13 protein-coding genes are annotated in these 16,588 nt (G+C 66.0%); 10 read left to right on the top strand and 3 right to left on the bottom strand.

What is annotated here, in order from left to right; all coding sequences use genetic code 11:
• Nucleotides 1-24 precede the first annotated feature (24 nt).
• Complete coding sequence (locus ACNANG_RS18095; RefSeq protein WP_420224163.1) at nt 25-981, bottom strand: LysR family transcriptional regulator; 957 nt, start codon at nt 979-981, stop codon at nt 25-27.
• Nucleotides 982-1,022: 41 nt separating this feature from the next.
• Between ACNANG_RS18095 and ACNANG_RS18090 the strand changes: the two genes are divergently transcribed.
• The 8 genes from ACNANG_RS18090 (at nt 1,023) to ACNANG_RS18055 (ending at nt 12,407) form a co-directional block, all read left to right on the top strand.
• On the top strand, nt 1,023-2,027 hold the full coding sequence (locus ACNANG_RS18090; RefSeq protein ID WP_420224162.1) for an asparaginase: 1,005 nt from the start codon (nt 1,023-1,025) through the stop codon (nt 2,025-2,027).
• 146 nt (nt 2,028-2,173) lie between these two features.
• Entirely contained in the window at nt 2,174-3,160 is a 987-nt protein-coding gene (locus ACNANG_RS18085; protein ID WP_420224161.1) for a tripartite tricarboxylate transporter substrate binding protein, read from the top strand.
• A gap of 1 nt (nt 3,161) precedes the next feature.
• Nucleotides 3,162-4,253, top strand: a complete 1,092-nt coding sequence (locus tag ACNANG_RS18080; protein ID WP_420224160.1) for a mandelate racemase/muconate lactonizing enzyme family protein — start codon at nt 3,162-3,164, stop codon at nt 4,251-4,253.
• Between the two features lie 114 nt (nt 4,254-4,367).
• Nucleotides 4,368-5,846, top strand: coding sequence for an efflux transporter outer membrane subunit (locus tag ACNANG_RS18075; RefSeq protein ID WP_420224159.1), 1,479 nt, complete (start codon nt 4,368-4,370; stop codon nt 5,844-5,846).
• A 16-nt stretch (nt 5,847-5,862) separates the two neighbouring features.
• Nucleotides 5,863-7,170: an efflux RND transporter periplasmic adaptor subunit gene (locus ACNANG_RS18070; protein WP_420224158.1), complete on the top strand. Its 1,308-nt coding sequence runs from the start codon at nt 5,863-5,865 to the stop codon at nt 7,168-7,170.
• Nucleotides 7,167-10,325, top strand: a complete 3,159-nt coding sequence (locus ACNANG_RS18065) for an efflux RND transporter permease subunit (RefSeq protein WP_420224157.1) — start codon at nt 7,167-7,169, stop codon at nt 10,323-10,325. Before ACNANG_RS18070 ends, ACNANG_RS18065 begins: the two co-directional genes overlap by 4 nt.
• A gap of 10 nt (nt 10,326-10,335) precedes the next feature.
• Nucleotides 10,336-11,034: a heavy metal response regulator transcription factor gene (locus ACNANG_RS18060; protein ID WP_420224156.1), complete on the top strand. Its 699-nt coding sequence runs from the start codon at nt 10,336-10,338 to the stop codon at nt 11,032-11,034.
• Nucleotides 11,031-12,407, top strand: a complete 1,377-nt coding sequence (locus ACNANG_RS18055; RefSeq protein ID WP_420224155.1) for a heavy metal sensor histidine kinase — start codon at nt 11,031-11,033, stop codon at nt 12,405-12,407. Before ACNANG_RS18060 ends, ACNANG_RS18055 begins: the two co-directional genes overlap by 4 nt.
• 264 nt (nt 12,408-12,671) lie before the next feature.
• Here the strand turns inward: ACNANG_RS18055 and ACNANG_RS18050 are convergent, their stop codons facing one another.
• Nucleotides 12,672-13,697 carry a uroporphyrinogen decarboxylase family protein gene (locus ACNANG_RS18050; RefSeq protein ID WP_420224154.1) on the bottom strand — a complete coding sequence of 342 codons (1,026 nt, stop codon included), beginning with the start codon at nt 13,695-13,697 and terminating at the stop codon, nt 12,672-12,674.
• Nucleotides 13,698-14,023: 326 nt separating this feature from the next.
• Nucleotides 14,024-15,067, bottom strand: a complete 1,044-nt coding sequence (locus ACNANG_RS18045; RefSeq protein WP_420224153.1) for a tripartite tricarboxylate transporter substrate binding protein — start codon at nt 15,065-15,067, stop codon at nt 14,024-14,026.
• Between the two features lie 190 nt (nt 15,068-15,257).
• Here ACNANG_RS18045 and ACNANG_RS18040 point away from each other — a divergent pair, with 190 nt between their 5' ends.
• Nucleotides 15,258-15,860 carry a TetR/AcrR family transcriptional regulator gene (locus tag ACNANG_RS18040; RefSeq protein ID WP_420224152.1) on the top strand — a complete coding sequence of 201 codons (603 nt, stop codon included), beginning with the start codon at nt 15,258-15,260 and terminating at the stop codon, nt 15,858-15,860.
• Between the two features lie 151 nt (nt 15,861-16,011).
• Nucleotides 16,012-16,584 carry a DUF308 domain-containing protein gene (locus ACNANG_RS18035; protein WP_420224151.1) on the top strand — a complete coding sequence of 191 codons (573 nt, stop codon included), beginning with the start codon at nt 16,012-16,014 and terminating at the stop codon, nt 16,582-16,584.
• Nucleotides 16,585-16,588 lie beyond the last annotated feature (4 nt).

Raw genomic sequence — 16,588 nt, 5'->3', positions numbered from 1 at the left:
CCGGGATGCCGCCCTTGTACTGGATCAGTCGCTGCCAGGCCCGGCGGCGCGCAAGGCCTGGGCCGCCGCGCGAAACGCGGCCACGGCGCCGTGATGCGCGGCATTGAGCCGGTACACCAGTGCGATCGGCACCGGTGGCGGCGCGGTCGCCAGAGGCACCTCGACCAGGGTGCCGCGCGCCAGCCGGTCGGCACAGGCGCAGCGGGCCAGCAAGGTCAGCCCGAGCGACCGTTCGGCCAGTTCCAGATTGGTGATGGCGTTGGTGGACTCGATGGCGGGGGCGATCGGTGGCAGGCCCTGCTGCAACAACAGCTGTTCGACCATCATGCGCGCGTGGGTCGGCCGGGGCGGCAGGATCCACGCCGCCGTCCGCAGGTCCGCCCACGGCATCGGCTCGCTCCGCCGCGCCAGCGGATGGCCGGGCGCGCATACGGCAATCCACGGTTCGCTGCCAACGCGTTCGATCACGAATCCATCGGGCTTGAGCGCCCCCAGTTCCGACGGCGTGTTCATGGTGATGAGGACATCGATGTCGCCGGCTTCGAGCTTGCGGCAGATATCGACGAGCCGCCCTTCGATGATGCGGACAGGCGGAGGATTGCCCTCGGCCTGGAGCACGTGCAGGATCGCCGGGACCCAGGTCCACGCCAGAAAGGGCGGGCCGCCGATCTTCAGGGTCGGGTTCGCGCCGCTGCGGTTTTCACGCAACGCATCGGCCAGCTGTCCGACTTCGGACAGCAACAGGCGAGCGCGCGCAATGACAAGCTCTCCGGCCGATGTGGCCACCACGCCGCGCGGCAAACGGTGGAACAGCGCGACACCGAACAGCGACTCAATTTCGCGCAACCCCTTGCTGACAGCGGCCGTGCTCAGGCACAGTGCAAGTCCGGCCGCGCGCATCGTGCCGGCATCTGCCAGTGTACTGACGAGTTCGAGCTGACGCATCCGAAGCGATGCCATCAAGCGCTGCGTGTCATTCATACCCCTGTTCCCTTCCTGTTCCCTCGACGAGTCCAACCATCATGACACACCGCTTGCCACGGATTGCCCTGCTCGCCACCGGCGGCACGATCGCAGGCCTTGCCGATGACGCCAGCGACCTGACCGGCTACCGGGCCGCGCAGCTTGGAATCGCCGACCTGCTGGCCCGCATGCCGGCGCTCGATGGTCTGGCCACCCTGGTTCCCGAAGACATCGCCGCCATTGACAGCAAGGATGCGACACCCGCGTTCTGGCAGGCGGTCGGGCAGCGGGTGCAGGCCGCCGTGGACGATCCCGAGATCGATGCGGTCGTGCTGACGCACGGCACCGACACGCTCGAAGAGACCGCCTGGTACCTGCAATTGACTGTGCGGACCCGCAAGCCCGTCGTGCTGACCGGAGCGATGCGGCCAGCCAGCGCCGCCCTGCCCGATGGCCCGCAGAACCTGACCGATGCCGTGCGGGTCGCAGCCGACGCGCGCGCCGCGGGCCGGGGCGTGCTGGTGGTGATGAACGCCCGCATCCTGGCCGCGCGGCGAGTGACCAAACAACATACGACGTCGGTCGACGCCTTCGGCCTGCGCGACGATGCCGTCGGCGCGGTCTACGACGGCGCGACCCGCTGGCGGGATCCACTGCCGGCGCGCCTGCCCGCGCCGTCGTTCTCCGTTCAAACGCCGCTGGCCCCGGTTGACATCGTGGTTGGGTATGCCGGGTGTTCGACCGCGCCGATCGACGCATTGGTCGCCGAAGGCGTTGCCGGACTGGTTTGGGCGGGCACGGGCAACGGCGCGGTCCCCACCACCGTGGCCAGCCGTCTGCGGGCCGCGGTCGATGCCGGCGTCGTGGTCGTGCGGGCCAGCCGCAGCGGCCGTGGCGCGGTCACGCGCTGCGCGTCATCCGATGACCTGCCCTTCCTCCATTCGGGGGATCTAGATCCGGGCAAGGCCCGCGTGCTGCTGATGCTCGCGCTGGGCGCCGGCGAGCCGGCGGCCGCGCTGCAGGGCCACTTCGACGCCCTGGCGTCACCCCGGGTAACGCCCTAGCCGCGGCGCCCGGCAAATAGTTGATTTCCGCAACTTCTTGGTGGTATCGTTGGCCGACCTCGTAGTTGACATCGACAACGATCTATAAAAACGGTGGCACATCCCCGCCCTGCCGGGGGTGCGACCAGCCGACCACGGAGACATCCATGCGCGCCATCCGAACGCTCACGACCGCGGTGCTCGCCGCGACCCTGACCCTGCCCGTCCTTGCCTGGGCGCAAGCCGCCGGGTCCGCCGACGGCTATCCGAAGAAAGCCATTCACATCATCGTGCCGTACACTGCGGGCGCCATCAACGATGTGCTGGCGCGGCGCGTGGGCGCCAAGCTGTCTGAAGCGCTCAAGCAACCGGTGATCGTCGAAAACCGGCCGGGCGGTGGCACGGCCATCGGCACCGAATACGTGGCGCGCGCCGCACCCGATGGCTACACCCTGCTCCAGATCGCGGCGTCGCATTCGGTCAACCCGAGCCTGGTGCCCAACCTTCCCTACGACTCGATCAAGGACTTCAGCTTCATCACGTTGGCGGCCACGTCGTCGTATGTGCTGATCGTGGCGCCTGCCTTGCCGGTCAAGACGGTCGCGGACCTGGTCGCGCTGGCCAAGGCCAAGCCCGGCCAACTGTCCTTTTCGTCGACCGGTAATGGCGGCACCGCGCACATGATGGGCGAACTGCTGAACAGCCTGGGGGGCGTCAAGACGCTGCACGTGCCGTACAAGGGCGGCGCGCAGGCAACGACCGACCTCGTCAGCAATCAGGTGCAGTTCTCGTTCAGCACCTATACGGGCGCGCAGTCCTTCATCAAGGCCAATCGGGTGCGCGCGATCGCAACCACCGGCGCCAAACGCATGTCGGCGCTGCCGGACCTGCCGACCATCGGCGAAACGCTGCCCGGCTACGACGCCGCTGGATGGTGGGGCTATGCCGCGCCTGCCGGCACGCCACCCGCTATCGTTGCAAAACTCAACCAGGAGCTGGTCAAGATCCTCCAGACGGCCGAGATGAAAGAAACCTTCAGCGCCGAAGGGGTGGAAATGCTCGGCACCAGCCCGGAAGAGTTCAAGCAGCACATCCAGCGCGAAATGGGCGTGTGGGGCAAGCTGGTGAAAGACGCGGGCATCACGGTCAACTGACATGCGGATCGCCCGGTGGTCGCTGTTCCACTACCGCCTGCCCTATCAGCAGGAAATCGTCTGGGCCAACGCCATCGAGTCCGAAGGCCGCTACAGCCTGCTGCGCATCGAGTCCGACGAGGGTGTCGTCGGACTGGCGGAGGGTACGGTCAAGGCGACGTGGTCGGGGGTGTCGTTCCGGTCGCTGACGGCCGTACTCGATGACCTGCTCATGCCCGCACTGGCCAAGGTCGACGTGAGCGACGTTGCGGCTGTCACTGCCGCCCTGGCGCCAATTCCCGAAAACCGGCTGGCGAAAGGCATGGTGGAAACCGCCTGCGCCATGCTGCGGGCCTCGGCGGCCGGCCAGCCCTTGTGGCGGCACCTGGGCGGCACGCCGAGCGTGGACGTCACGTGGACCGTGACTCGCCAATCCCCCGGCGCCATGGCCCGCGAAGCCGCGGACCGCGTGCAATCGCTCGGTCTGCGCGCGCTCAAGGTAAAGGGCGGCCAGGGCATGGAGGTGGATCGCGAGGCCATCCGCCGCATCCGCGCGGCGGTGGGCGACGCCATCGTGCTGAACGTCGATGCCAATAGCGCCTATCGCCCCGACCAGGCCGCGTCCTATGTGCGCATGCTGGAAGACGAAAGCGTCGCCATCGCCGAAGACCCCTGTCCGCTCGAAGCCGACGGCCGGTTCCAGACGCTGCAACACAGCGTCGGCATTCCTATCCTGGTCGACCGGGCGTGCACCACGGCCACCGACGCCCGCCTGTTCCTGGAACGCGGGGCCCGCGCCCTCAGCACCAAGCCGGGCCGCATCGGCATGGCGGAAGCGGGTGTCATCGGCGCGCTGGCGCAGGCTCGCGGCGCGCGCGTCGCGGTGGGCATCTACGCGGAAAGCGCCTTGGGCACGCTCATCAACCTGCAGCAGGCCGCCGCCGTTCCCGACGAACTGCGCTTGATGCCGGCCGAACAGACCTTCTTCCTGACCTTGACCCGTCAGGTGACGGCGCTGCCGCTGACAGTATCGCGCGGGCGGGTGGTGCTGCCCGACGTCGCGTCGCCCGACGATTACGTGGACTGGGACCAGATCCGGGCTTGCGCCGCCTGACCTGCTTCCGTCGCCGTTCCACCCGTAACTGACATTCCTGTCAGTTTGCCGACAGCGTGCCGTCCAGCCGGGGCTTCTACAGTGGCCTACCGACTCCGGAACCCGCCGCAGGCCATGCCCCCCTTCCGTTTGCCAACCGTCCGTTCGCAGATCGTCTGCGCCGCCGTGCTCGCGACCGCCGCGGCCCTGGCGGGCTGTACGACAGGGCCCGACTATGTCCGCCCCACCCTCGACATCCCCGCCGCCTATCGTGAAGACGGCCCCTGGAAGCTCGCCGAACCCGGCGTCATCGACAGCAATCGCATGTGGTGGCAGGTCTATGGCGATCCGACGCTGGATGCGCTGATCGCCCAGGCCAACCAGGCCAACCAGACGGTGCAGCGCGCGGAAGCCATCTACCGCCAGACCCAGGCGGCCCTGGCCGCGGCCGGCGCGGCGCAGTTGCCGGTCGTTGGCGCCACCGCCGGCGCGGGCCGGGGCCGCACCAACAACAATGGCTCCCGGCTGACCGACACCTTCAGCGCCGGCCTGACCGCCAGCTGGGAAGTGGACCTGTGGGGCAGCATTCGCCGGGCCATCGAAGCCAGCCAGGCCGCCACCCAGAGCAGCAGCGATGACCTGGCCGCGGCGCGCCTCAGCATCCAGGCCACCCTAGCGCAGAACTACTTCCTGCTGCGTGTGAACGACCGCCTGCGCGATCTGTATGCGCGCACCCTGGCCGCCTACGAACGTTCCGCCCAGCTGGCCCAGGCGCAGTATGCGGCGGGAACCGCGCTGCGGTCCGACGTCGCCCTGGCCGAAACCCAGTTGCGCACGGCGCAAGCCCTGGCGATCGACCTGGAAGCGCAGCGCAACCTGTATGAGCACGCGATTGCCATGCTGATGGGCCGCGCGCCCGCGCAATTCAGCCTGCCTCCGGTGCCCGCCGATGCGCCGCTGCCCTTCACCTTGCCGACGATTCCGACCGGTGTGCCATCTGACCTGCTGGAACGCCGGCCGGACATCGCAAGCGCCGAACGCCTGGCCGCCGCGGCCAACGCCAACATCGGCGTGGCGCGCGCGGCGTATTACCCCCGGCTGACCCTGAGCGCCAGCGGCGGCTATGCCGGTCCGGTGTTCGGTGACCTGCTCACCACCCCTACCCGCGTCTGGTCGCTTGGCGCGGCCCTGGCCCAGACCTTGTTCGACGGTGGCCTGCGCAAGGCGCGCGACGCGCAGGCGGTCGCCGCCTTTGACGCCGCGGCGGCTCAATACCGTCAGGTCACCCTGGCCGGTTTCCAGGAGGTGGAAGACAACCTGTCGACCCTGCGGGTCCTGGATCGCGAGATCGCCGTGCAGGATCAGGCCGTGCGCGCGGCGCAATTGGCTGAACAGCTGGCCCTGACCCAATACCGCGCCGGCACCGCCACGTATCTGTCGGTCGTCACGGCGCAGACCCTGCTGCTGACCAACCAGCGTACCGCCGCGCAACTGCTGGCGCGGCAACTGGTGGCCAGCGTCACGCTGATCCGCGCGACCGGCGGCGGCTGGTCGACTGCCGACACCGCCCCGCTTGCCGTGTCCTCCACCGATTCCCCTTCCCTTGCCAGGTAGCCCCGTGAGCCACCCCATGTCCCAATCCTTGTTCCGTCGCCGCGCGCTCTGGTGGGCCACCGGCGCCCTGTTGTCGGTCGGCGGTGCGGTCGCCGTGCTCGCCGGGGTGACGCTGCCCGCTCCCGCGGCGCTTGCCGCCGAAGGGGTAACGGCTCAGGCCCAGGCGCCCACATCGCAAGGCCAGGCCGCCGGCCCTGGCGCGGCGCAGGGCCAGGGGCAGACCCCGCCCGTGCGCGTGACGACCGTCCAGGCGCGTCAGCAGGACGTGCCGGTCTACCTGGCTGGCAACGGCCTCGTCACGCCGAACGCCACGGTGGCGGTCAAGTCGCGGATCGACGGTCAACTGGTCAAGATCGGCTTTGTGGAGGGGCAGGAAGTCAAGGAAGGCCAGGTGCTGGCCGAACTGGATGCCCGTACTCTCGAGGCGCAACTGGCCCAGGTCAAGGCGGCCAAGGCCCGCGACCAGGCGCTGCTGGCGAACGCAAAACGCGACCAGCAGCGCTACACCCAGCTGGCGGGGCAGGACGCCGCCACGCAGCAACAGGTCGACAATTCGACCGCGCTGGTCGAGCAATTGACCGCCGCCGTGCAGGCGGACGACGCCGCGATCCAGCTGGCTGGCGTGCAGCTCAGCTTCACGCGCATCACCGCGCCCATCAGCGGCCGCATCGGCGCGCGATTGGTTGACGTCGGCAACATTGTGCGGGCGACCGATACCACGGGCCTGGTCGTGATCAACCGGATCGACCCCATCTCGGTCGTGTTTACCCTGCCGGAAGAAGCCGTGCAGGAAATCCAGCGCGCCCAGCGGGGCAGCAAGCAGGCCCTGGTCGTGCATGCCTTCGCGCGCAACAACGGCGACAAGGAACTGAGCACCGGATCGTTGATCCTGGTGAACAATCAGATCGACACCGCCACCGGTACCGTGCAACTTAAAGGCAGCTTTCCCAATGCGTCCCACGTGCTCTGGCCCGGCCAGTATGTCAACGTGCGGCTGACCCTGGGGGCGCGCCAGCAGGCGATCACCATTCCGTCGCCCGCCGTGCAGCGAGGCCAGGACGGCACCTACGTCTGGGCCGTGGACGACAGCAACAAAGCCACGCGCCAGATGGTCCATGTCGCGCAGATGCAGGAAGGCATGGCCGTCGTGGACCAGGGTCTGCTGGCCGGACAGCGGGTGGTGGTCGATGGTCAATACAAGCTGCGTCCGGGATCGACGGTGATCGAACCTCCGGCCAACGCAGGCAGTCGTGGCGCGGGCGGCAGCGGCAGGCCCGCCGAGACCGGCGCGGGCCGCGCCACCACAGGCGGAGCCGCCAAATGAGCATCTCCGCTGCCTTCATCAAGCGGCCCATCGGCACGTCGCTGCTGGCCATCGCCATCCTGCTGGTCGGCATTGCGACGTGGCCCCTGCTGCCCGTCGCGCCCTTGCCCCAGGTCGACTTCCCGACCATCCAGGTCACGGCCAATCTGCCGGGCGCCAGTCCGGAAACCATGGCGTCCAACGTGGCGCAGCCGCTGGAACGGCAGTTCTCGCTGATTGCCGGACTGGCGCAGATGACGTCCAACAGCGCGACCGGCAACACGCAGATCACCTTGCAGTTCGACCTGAATCGCAGCATCGACGCAGCGGCGCTGGACGTGCAGGCGGCCATCAACGCGTCGACCGGCCAGCTGCCGGCCAATCTGCCCAGCCCGCCCACCTTCCGCAAGGTCAATCCGGCGGATGCACCGATGCTGGTGCTGGCCGTGCAGTCCGACGTGCTGCCCATGATCCAGGTCAACGACTACGCCGACAACATCCTGGCGCAGCAGATCTCGCAGATCTCGGGTGTGGGTCTGGTCAACATCGGCGGGCAGCAGAAGCCGGCGGTGCGCATCCAGATCGATCCGTCCAAGATCGCGACCCTGGGCATCAGCCTCGAAGACATCCGCGGCGTGATCGCGACCACCTCGGTCAACCAGCCCAAGGGCACCATCGACGGGCCGAACCAGGCGTTTACCACCTACACCAATGACCAGTTGCTGAGCGCCGCACCGTGGAACGACATGGTGCTGTCGTACAGGAACGGCGCGCCAATCCGCGTGCGCGACATCGGCGTCGCCGTGGACGCGGCCGAGAACGCCAAGATCGCCGGCTGGGCCTATGCCGGCAAGGCCGCGCCCGCAGGCAACACATTGCTCAATGGCCGATCCATCGTGCTGACCATTACCAAGCAGCCCGGCGCCAACGTGATCGACACCGTGGACCGGATCAAGGCGGCCCTGCCCCGCCTGCAGGCCTCGATCCCGCCTACCGTCCAGGTCAACACCATCGTCGACCGGACGCAAACCATTCGCGCGTCGGTGTTCGAGGTCGAGATGACCCTGATCCTGACCATCGCGCTGGTCGTCATGATCATCTTCATGTTCCTGCGCAACGTGGCCGCCACCATCATCCCGTGCCTGACCGTGCCGCTTGCCATCATGGGTACGGCCGCGGTCATGTATGTGGTGGGCTACAGCCTGGACAATCTGTCGTTGATGGCGCTGACGATTGCCGTGGGCTTCGTGGTGGACGACGCCATCGTCATGCTCGAAAACATCTACCGCCACATCGAAGACGGCATGTCGCCGATGGAAGCCGCCTACAAAGGCGCGGGCGAGATCGGCTTTACCATCGTGTCGATCTCGGTGTCGCTGGTTGCGGTGTTCATTCCCTTGCTGCTGATGGGCGGCATCGTCGGCCGGCTGCTGCGCGAATTCGCCGTCACGGTCACCATCACCGTGGCCGTGTCCGTCGTGATTTCGTTGACACTGACACCCATGCTTTGCTCACGCTATCTGCGCAACACGCACGGCGACCGGCACGGCAAGCTGTACTACCTGTTCGAACGCGGTTTCGACCGTCTGCTCAATGGCTACAAGCGCGGTCTGCATGTCGTGCTGCGCCATCAGTTCCTGACGCTGATGGGCTTTCTGGTCACGGTGGCCGCCACCGTCGCGCTGTTCATCATCATCCCGAAAGGCTTTTTTCCGCAGCAGGACACGGGCTTCATCTTCGGCTTTGCCGAGTCAGCGCAAGATTCGTCGTCAGCCGCCATGAATCGCCGCATGCTCAAGCTGGCCGAGGTGATCCGCGACGACCCCGACGTGGCGAGCTTTGGCATGAACAGCAGCGCATCGACCTACAACACGGGCAACTTCCAGATCGGCCTGCGCCCCAAGAGCGAAGGCCGCACGGCCAGCGCCGACCAGGTCATCCGCCGCCTGCGGCCGCAGCTGGCGCGGGTTGAAGGCGTCAACCTGTTCCTGCAGGCCAGCCAGGACATCAACGTGGGCGGCCGGCTGTCGCGCACGCAATACCAGTACACGCTGACCGATTCCAATCTGGAAGAACTGAATGAGTGGGCGCCGCGCATGCTGGCAAGACTGCGCCAGTTGCCGGAATTGGCGGATACCGTGTCCGACCAGCAGAACGCCGCGGCCACCGCCACCGTCACCATCGACCGGGCGCGTGCGTCCAGCTTCGGCATCTCGCCAGCCGTCATCGACGCCACGATCTATGACGCCATCGGCCAGCGGCAGGTGGCGCAGTTCTTCACGCAGATCAACAGCTACCGCGTGATCCTGGAGGTCACGCCGGCCTTGCAGCAGGACCCCTCCCTGTTCAACAAGCTGTATCTGAATTCGCCGGTCACGGGCCAGCAGGTACCCCTCTCGTCATTCGTGACGGTGGATACGACCAGGACCGGCTACCTGGCGATCAGCCATCAAAGCCAGTTCCCGGCAGTGACCATTTCGTTCAACCTGGCGCCGGGCGTCTCGCTTGGCCAGGCCACGCAGGCCATCCAGAAAGCGCAGGCAGAGATGGGCGCGCCGCAGACCTTGACGGGCGCCTTCCAGGGTACGGCCAAGGCGTTCGGGGATTCGCTGTCGTCGCAACCCTATCTGATCGCGGCCGCGCTGATCGCCGTCTACATCGTGCTGGGGCTGCTGTATGAAAGCTACATCCACCCGCTGACCATCCTCTCGACGTTGCCTTCGGCGGGCGTGGGCGCCTTGCTGATCCTGATGGCCGGTGGCTACGATCTGAGCGTGATCGCCCTGATTGGGATTATCCTGCTGATCGGCATCGTCAAGAAAAACGGCATCATGATGATCGACTTTGCCCTGAATGCGGAACGCCAGCATGGCATGACGCCCGAACAGGTGATCTACCAGGCCTGCGTGCTGCGCTTTCGGCCCATCATGATGACGACGATGTGCGCCCTGCTCAGCGGCCTGCCACTGATGCTGGGACACGGCGCCGGCTCGGAACTGCGGCAGCCGCTGGGGTACGCGATGGTGGGCGGACTGGTGCTGTCGCAGGCCCTGACTCTGTTCACCACTCCGGTTGTCTATCTGTACCTGGACCGCGCGCACTTCTGGTACATGCGCCGCAAGGAAGCGCGCGGTGCGCGCAAGGCGGCGCGCCGCGGTGGTCCCGCTCCGGCATAAGAGCCTTGCAATGAAACTTCTGATCGTCGAAGACGAAATCAAGACTGCCGATTACCTCCGCAAGGGGCTGACCGAGCAGGGCTGCGCGGTGGACCTGGCGCACAACGGCATCGACGGGCAACACCTCGCGCTGCAGCAGGACTACGACGTCATCGTGCTGGATGTCATGCTGCCAGGGCTGGACGGCTTTTCGGTGCTGCGGTCCTTGCGCACCATCAAGCAGACACCGGTCATCATGCTGACCGCGCGCGATCGCATCGAAGACCGGGTCAAGGGTCTGCACGACGGCGCCGACGACTACCTGGTCAAGCCCTTTTCGTTCCTGGAATTGCTGGCGCGGCTGCAGGCGCTAACACGGCGCGGCCGCGCGCAGGAACCCGTGCAATTGCGCGTCGGCAATCTGCGGGTGGACCTGATCAGCCGCAAGGCGTATCGGGACGCAACCCGCATCGACCTGACGGCCAAGGAATTCTCCTTGCTGGCCGTGCTGGCGCGGCGCAAGGGCGAAATCATTTCCAAGACGGCGATTGCCGAACTGGTGTGGGACATGAACTTCGACAGCAACGTGAACGTGGTCGAAGTCGCCATCAAGCGCCTGCGCGCCAAGGTCGATGCCGGTCACAGCCCCAAGCTGCTGCACACGATCCGAGGCATGGGCTACGTGCTGGAAGTGCGCGACGACACCACGGCCGACGGGTCGGTGGAATGAAGCGTTCGATCACCACGCGGCTGGTCGTGATGTTCGCGGTCGCCGCTCTGGTCACCCTGACCCTGATCGGCACCGCCCTGTACGGCGTGCTGCGAAGCGAACTCGCGCGGCACCAGCAGGAAGAGCTGCGCACGATGATGCAGGACCTGAGCTATTGGCTTGCACGGCTGGGATCGCCCTCGCGGTGGCCGCGCTTCCAGGCGCGGCTGGATGCCCAGACACCGGCCAATGGCAGCGTGCGGTTCTGGGTGTTGAGCGATGATCCGCGCTTCCAGTACGGCACCGGCATTGCCGAACTGGAACTGCCCAGCAACAAGGCGGACGGGCTGGAGACCATTCACATCCCCAACCGCCGCTACCCGCTGCACACCATCACCCGCACCATCCCGGGATTCGATGAACGCCCGCCGATCCGCATGATCATTGCGATCGACGCCGAGTCCTACTACAACACCCTGCACACCTTCCTGATCGCCGTCGTTGCATTGAGCTTGAGCGCGGTGCTGCTGGTGGTGCTGCTTGGATATTGGGTGGCGCGGGTCGGACTGCGGCCCCTGCAGCGGCTGTCGCAAGAAGCGCAGGCCTTGCGGCCCAGCGCCTTGTCGCAACGGTTGCAGGTCGCAACCTTACCCGCTGAATTATCGGATCTGGCGGGGGCATTCAATGGGGCACTCAGCCGGCTCGAAGGCGCTTACAAACAACTCGAAGCCTTCAATGCCGACGTCGCCCACGAACTGCGCACGCCCCTGACCAACCTGATCGGAGAGACCCAGGTCGCGCTCTCGCGCCCGCGCACCGCCCCCCAGTTCGAAGAGGTGCTGCAATCCAATCTGGAAGAACTGGATCGCCTGCGCGCCATCATCAACGACATGCTTTTCCTGGCCCGCGCCGATGAGGGCGAGGCAGCGACCGGACTGGTGGTCGAACCGATCGTGTGCGAAGTGCAGAAGACGGTCGACTTCTTCGAGTTCCTGCTGGACGACATGCAGATGACGGCGGCGATCGACGGCGACGCGGACCTGCGCGCGCCGATCGACACGGCCCTGTTCCGGCGCGCCATGACCAACTTGCTGCACAACGCGATCCAGCATTCGGCGCGGGGCGCGCACATCGGCATCGAGGTGAGCCGGGTGGACCGCTGGGTCCGCATCGCCGTGCGCAATCCCGGCGAAACCGTGGCGGCGCACCACCTGCCCCGGCTGTTCGACCGCTTCTTCCGCGTCGATGCCGCGCGCAACGACGTCGGCCAAAGCCACGGCCACGGCCTGGGCCTCGCCATCGTCAAAGCCGTCGCCACCATGCATGGCGGCCAGGTCTTCGCGGAAAGTGGAGACGGCCTGACCACGATCGGCTTCACGGTGCAGGCGGCTTGACAGATCCCTATCGTCGGGGCGCAAGTGGCCCCACCAAAGCAAAGCAGATCTGGCTCCGCCAGTCCGCTAGTGCCGCACGCATAAGAAACACAACGCGCCAAGAACGCTGAACAACCAGAGCACAGCGGATCCGGGTCCCCCGGTCCGCAAGCGCTGCCCTTCAAAAAGACACAAGTACCAAGCGGAGGATCCAGGACACCGCGGATCTGGCTTTGCCAGTCCGCTGGTGTCGCCCCTGGGGGAGGCGCGAAGCGCCAAGGGGGGCTAAAGCGTTTTGCGCACGATGCGCGTGCCGTCCACCATCGCCTTCATCTTGCCGAAAGCCACCTCACGCGGCAGGTACTTCAGGCCGCAATCGGGAGCGATGATCACGCGGTCGGGCGACACGTAAGGCAGGGCTCGACGGATGCGGGCCGCAACCACATCGGGCGTCTCGATCTCGTTGGTCGACAGGTCCAGCACGCCCAGGATGATCGTCTTGTTTTCCAGCGTTTCCAGCACCGAACAATCCAGCGACGACTGCGCGGTCTCGATCGAGATCTGGTTCGCGCAGCAGGCCGACAGCTCGGGCAGGAAGGAATAGCCGGCGGGCCGTTCATGGATCACATGCGCGTAGCCGAAGCAGATGTGCACGGCCGTCTGGCCCTCGACCCCTTCCAGCGCACGGTTCAGCGTCTTCACGCCGTACTCGCGCGCCTTTTCCGGACGGGCCTGCATGTAGGGCTCATCGATCTGCACCACGTCGGCGCCGGCCGCGAACATGTCCTTGATTTCCAGGTTGACGGCAGCGGCGTAGTCATACGCCATCTCTTCGTCGGTGTCGTAGAAATCGTTCTGGGCCTGCTGCGCCATGGTGAACGGACCCGGCACGGTGATCTTGATCTTGCGGTCGGTATGCGCGCGCAGGAATTGCACGTCACGCACCTGGACCGCATGGCGGCGGCTGATCTTGCCGACCACGCGCGGCACCGGATTGGGATGGCCGCTGCGATCCAGGGCCGTGCCAGGATTGTCGATATCCACGCCGTCCAGCGCGGTAGCAAAACGGTTCGAATAGCTTTCGCGGCGCATTTCGCCGTCGGTAATGATGTCGAGGCCGGCCCGTTCCTGTTCGCGGATCGCATGGATGGTTGCGTCGTCCTGGGCCTGTTCCAGGAATTCCGGCGCCACGCGCCACAGTTCGCGCGCCCGCACGCGAGGCGGGAAGCGGCCCGCCAGCTTTTCGCGATCGATCAGCCAATCGGGCTGGGCATAGGAACCCACGAGGGAAGTTGGGAGCAATATCGTCATCGGGAATCCTGTCTGATTTGACGTGGGGCCCGGCAAGACGACAGCCCGCGCGGACCGTGGGGAGCGGCGGCGGGAGCCCGCGGCCGGCTGGCTATTCTTGCACAAAATTGAGCGCAATCAAACTTGAGCTTGTTTCAATGGAACATGAGAAAAACTCAAGTCGGAAAGGTGGGGCGGATCGCTGTAAACGCCTCTGTCAACGCCCCACTTACGCGCCCGCTGACGCCCCTCTGAGCGTCCGTGCTTGGACCCTTCATCGAGCTTTGCATCGGGCTTTGCATCGGACGCCGCGTTGAGCCGTTACCCACCGATGCCCCCGTCAACCCTCAATCCGCCTGGATGTTCAGCTTGCGGATCAGCGCCGCCCACTTGCTGGTTTCGCTGTCCATGAATTTGCTGAAGTCCGCTGGCGCCTGATAGGCCACGGTGGCGCTTTCGCTTTCCAGCTTCTTGATGGTGTCCGGGCGGGCAAGGATCTCGCCCATCGTCTTGCTCAACGTGTTGACCACCTCGGGCGGCGTGCCGGCGGGCGCGAGCAGGCCCCACCAGTTGTCCGGCTCGAAGCCTTTCATTCCCGACTCGGCGGCGGTTGGCACGTCGGGCAGCACAGCCTGCCGATTGGCCCCGCTGACGGCCAGCGCGCGCAGGCGATCGCCCTTGATGTGCGGCAACGCCTGCAGCACGGTGCCCACCGACACCTGGGCATGGCCGGCCGACACATCCGCCAACGCAGCACCCGCCCCCTTGTACGGCACGTGCGTCATCTGGATGCCGGCCTGGTTGGCGAACATCTCGCTGACCAGATGCTGCGAGCTGCCGATGCCCGAAGACACATAATTGAGCTTGCCCGGATTGGCCTTGGCGTACGCGATCAACTCGGGCAGGGTCTTGACCGGCAGCCCTGGAAAGACGCTGATGACTTGCGATGCCGTCGCGATCCGGCCGATGGGCGCGAAGTCCTGCGCGGGCCGATACGGCAACTTCTTGTACAGCGTCGAGTTCGCCGTGTGCGGCGTCGAAATCAGCAGCAGCGTATAGCCATCGGCGGGCGCCTTGGCCACCAGGTCGGTGCCGATGGTGCCCCCTGCGCCGCCCCGGTTGTCCACCACGAACGTCTGGCCCAGCTTCTTGCCAAGCTCATCGGAAATGAAGCGGCCCACGATGTCGTTGCTGCCGCCCGGCGCAAACGGAATCACGACGCGCACGGGGCGATTCGGGTAGGTCTGCGCATACGCGGTGGACGTGGCAGCGGCCGCCGCCGTCAGCGACAGCGCCAGCAAGGTGGCGCCGAACAGGCGGGTCCGCGGCAAGGCAACTTGGGCGCGCGCAGCGGCAGGCGCGCCGGCAAGGCGGGAGGGACGAGTGGACATGCGGTCTCCAATGGGTCTTCTCGGTAGCGCACGTCGATCCGCGCGCGTTTATGTTTATGTGTACGGCGCAGGACGCGCCGCCGTTTGAACCCATTGTCCCGGCCGGGTGACCGCCCAGCAAGAGCAGCGGCACCCACATCTGTTATCGAATTAAGTGATAGCAAGTGCGCACTTGACATTGACCGACTAGTTGGTAGACTGCGCCCATGGATTCAGACCTTTCGCCCAGAGCTTCCGAGATTCTCACCTGTGCCCAGACCTTGTTGGTCTCGGGGGCTACAACGGATTCAGCTACGCCGACATCTCGACGTCGGTTCAGATCAGCAAAGCCACCATCCACCACCATTTCCCGACCAAAGCCGAGCTGGTTCAGACAGTTCTCAAGCGCTACCGGGAACAGGCACGCGCAGGGATTGAGGCGATGGACCACACCATCAAGGATCCGGTTCGGCGGCTCGGGGCGTACACCGGGTACTGGGAAGCCTGCATCAGCGACGACACGGCATCGATGTGCGTGTGCGCAATGCTGGCTGCGGAGTTGCCGGCCATTCCCAGCCAGGTGGCGGATGAGGTACGCGGGCACTTTATCGACCTCACGGCATGGTTGGCGAAGGTCTTGCAAGCAGGCGCAACGACAGGTGCTTTCAAGTTGCGCCAAACGCCCGACGTCGAAGCCATGACGCTGATGGCGACCATTCATGGAGCCATGCTGTCGGCTCGTGCGTACCGTGACCCAGGCATCTTCAAGGCGATAGTCAGTCCAGCCGTGAAGCAGCTTTCCCGGCCCGCTTGACAAGGTACGACGCTTCAGCCACATCGGACTGTTCAGCGATGTGGGGCTGTTCAGGCATCTCGGCGGCTCTCCAGGCCGCTTTTATTTACCCAACCAACCGACCAACTAGTTGGTCGGAACATCTTTTTAACCCTAATGAGTCGAGCATCTCGTGACCACCTCCTTTAACTCCCCTGTTGTCTCCGCGCCGGCCGACACCTGGCTGAAAACCTATTATTTTTTGCGTGCCTTTTTCTCTTTTGTATGGGTCCTGGCGGCGCTGACGGTCGGCCGCAACACGCCCGTTGTCGGGATGATTCTGCTCGTGGCGTATCCCGCATGGGACGCCATGGCCAACTATCTTGATGCCCGACTGAGCGGTGGCACTCGGCGCAACCCGACGCAGATGTTCAATGTGTTCGCGAGCGGCTTGGTGGCCTTGTCCATTGCGGTTGCGCTGACCGTCAGCATGCATGCCGTGCTTGGCGTGTTCGGCGTGTGGGCGGCCCTGGCCGGCATGCTGCAGCTGGCCACAGGCGTGCGGCGGTGGAAGACCCAAGGCGCGCAGTGGCCCATGATCCTCAGCGGAGCGCAATCGACGCTGGCGGGCGTCCTCTTCATCCAGCGCGCTGCGGGGCCCGGCCTCCCCGGCATTGCCGACATCGCGCCCTACGCCGCATTCGGCGCGTTCTACTTCCTGGTGTCCGGCATTGCACTGGTGGTGAAAGACTTCCGGCGCCTCTGAGCGT

The organism is Pigmentiphaga litoralis (genome assembly GCF_048632615.1).
Taxonomy (GTDB): Bacteria; Pseudomonadota; Gammaproteobacteria; order Burkholderiales; family Burkholderiaceae_B; genus Pigmentiphaga; species Pigmentiphaga litoralis_B.
The sequence above is the reverse complement of the archived record's forward strand: the minus strand, read 5'-3'. Positions and strand labels throughout refer to the sequence as shown.

Excerpts from the sequence above, each read along its gene's own strand:
- ACNANG_RS18095 (WP_420224163.1), bottom strand. The coding sequence starts at position 981 with ATGAATGACACGCAGCGCTTGATGGCATCGCTTCGGATGCGTCAGCTC.
- ACNANG_RS18090 (WP_420224162.1), top strand. The coding sequence starts at position 1,023 with ATGACACACCGCTTGCCACGGATTGCCCTGCTCGCCACCGGCGGCACG.
- ACNANG_RS18085 (WP_420224161.1), top strand. The coding sequence starts at position 2,174 with ATGCGCGCCATCCGAACGCTCACGACCGCGGTGCTCGCCGCGACCCTG.
- ACNANG_RS18080 (WP_420224160.1), top strand. The coding sequence starts at position 3,162 with ATGCGGATCGCCCGGTGGTCGCTGTTCCACTACCGCCTGCCCTATCAG.
- ACNANG_RS18075 (WP_420224159.1), top strand. The coding sequence starts at position 4,368 with ATGCCCCCCTTCCGTTTGCCAACCGTCCGTTCGCAGATCGTCTGCGCC.
- ACNANG_RS18070 (WP_420224158.1), top strand. The coding sequence starts at position 5,863 with ATGTCCCAATCCTTGTTCCGTCGCCGCGCGCTCTGGTGGGCCACCGGC.
- ACNANG_RS18065 (WP_420224157.1), top strand. The coding sequence starts at position 7,167 with ATGAGCATCTCCGCTGCCTTCATCAAGCGGCCCATCGGCACGTCGCTG.
- ACNANG_RS18060 (WP_420224156.1), top strand. The coding sequence starts at position 10,336 with ATGAAACTTCTGATCGTCGAAGACGAAATCAAGACTGCCGATTACCTC.
- ACNANG_RS18055 (WP_420224155.1), top strand. The coding sequence starts at position 11,031 with ATGAAGCGTTCGATCACCACGCGGCTGGTCGTGATGTTCGCGGTCGCC.
- ACNANG_RS18050 (WP_420224154.1), bottom strand. The coding sequence starts at position 13,697 with ATGACGATATTGCTCCCAACTTCCCTCGTGGGTTCCTATGCCCAGCCC.
- ACNANG_RS18045 (WP_420224153.1), bottom strand. The coding sequence starts at position 15,067 with ATGTCCACTCGTCCCTCCCGCCTTGCCGGCGCGCCTGCCGCTGCGCGC.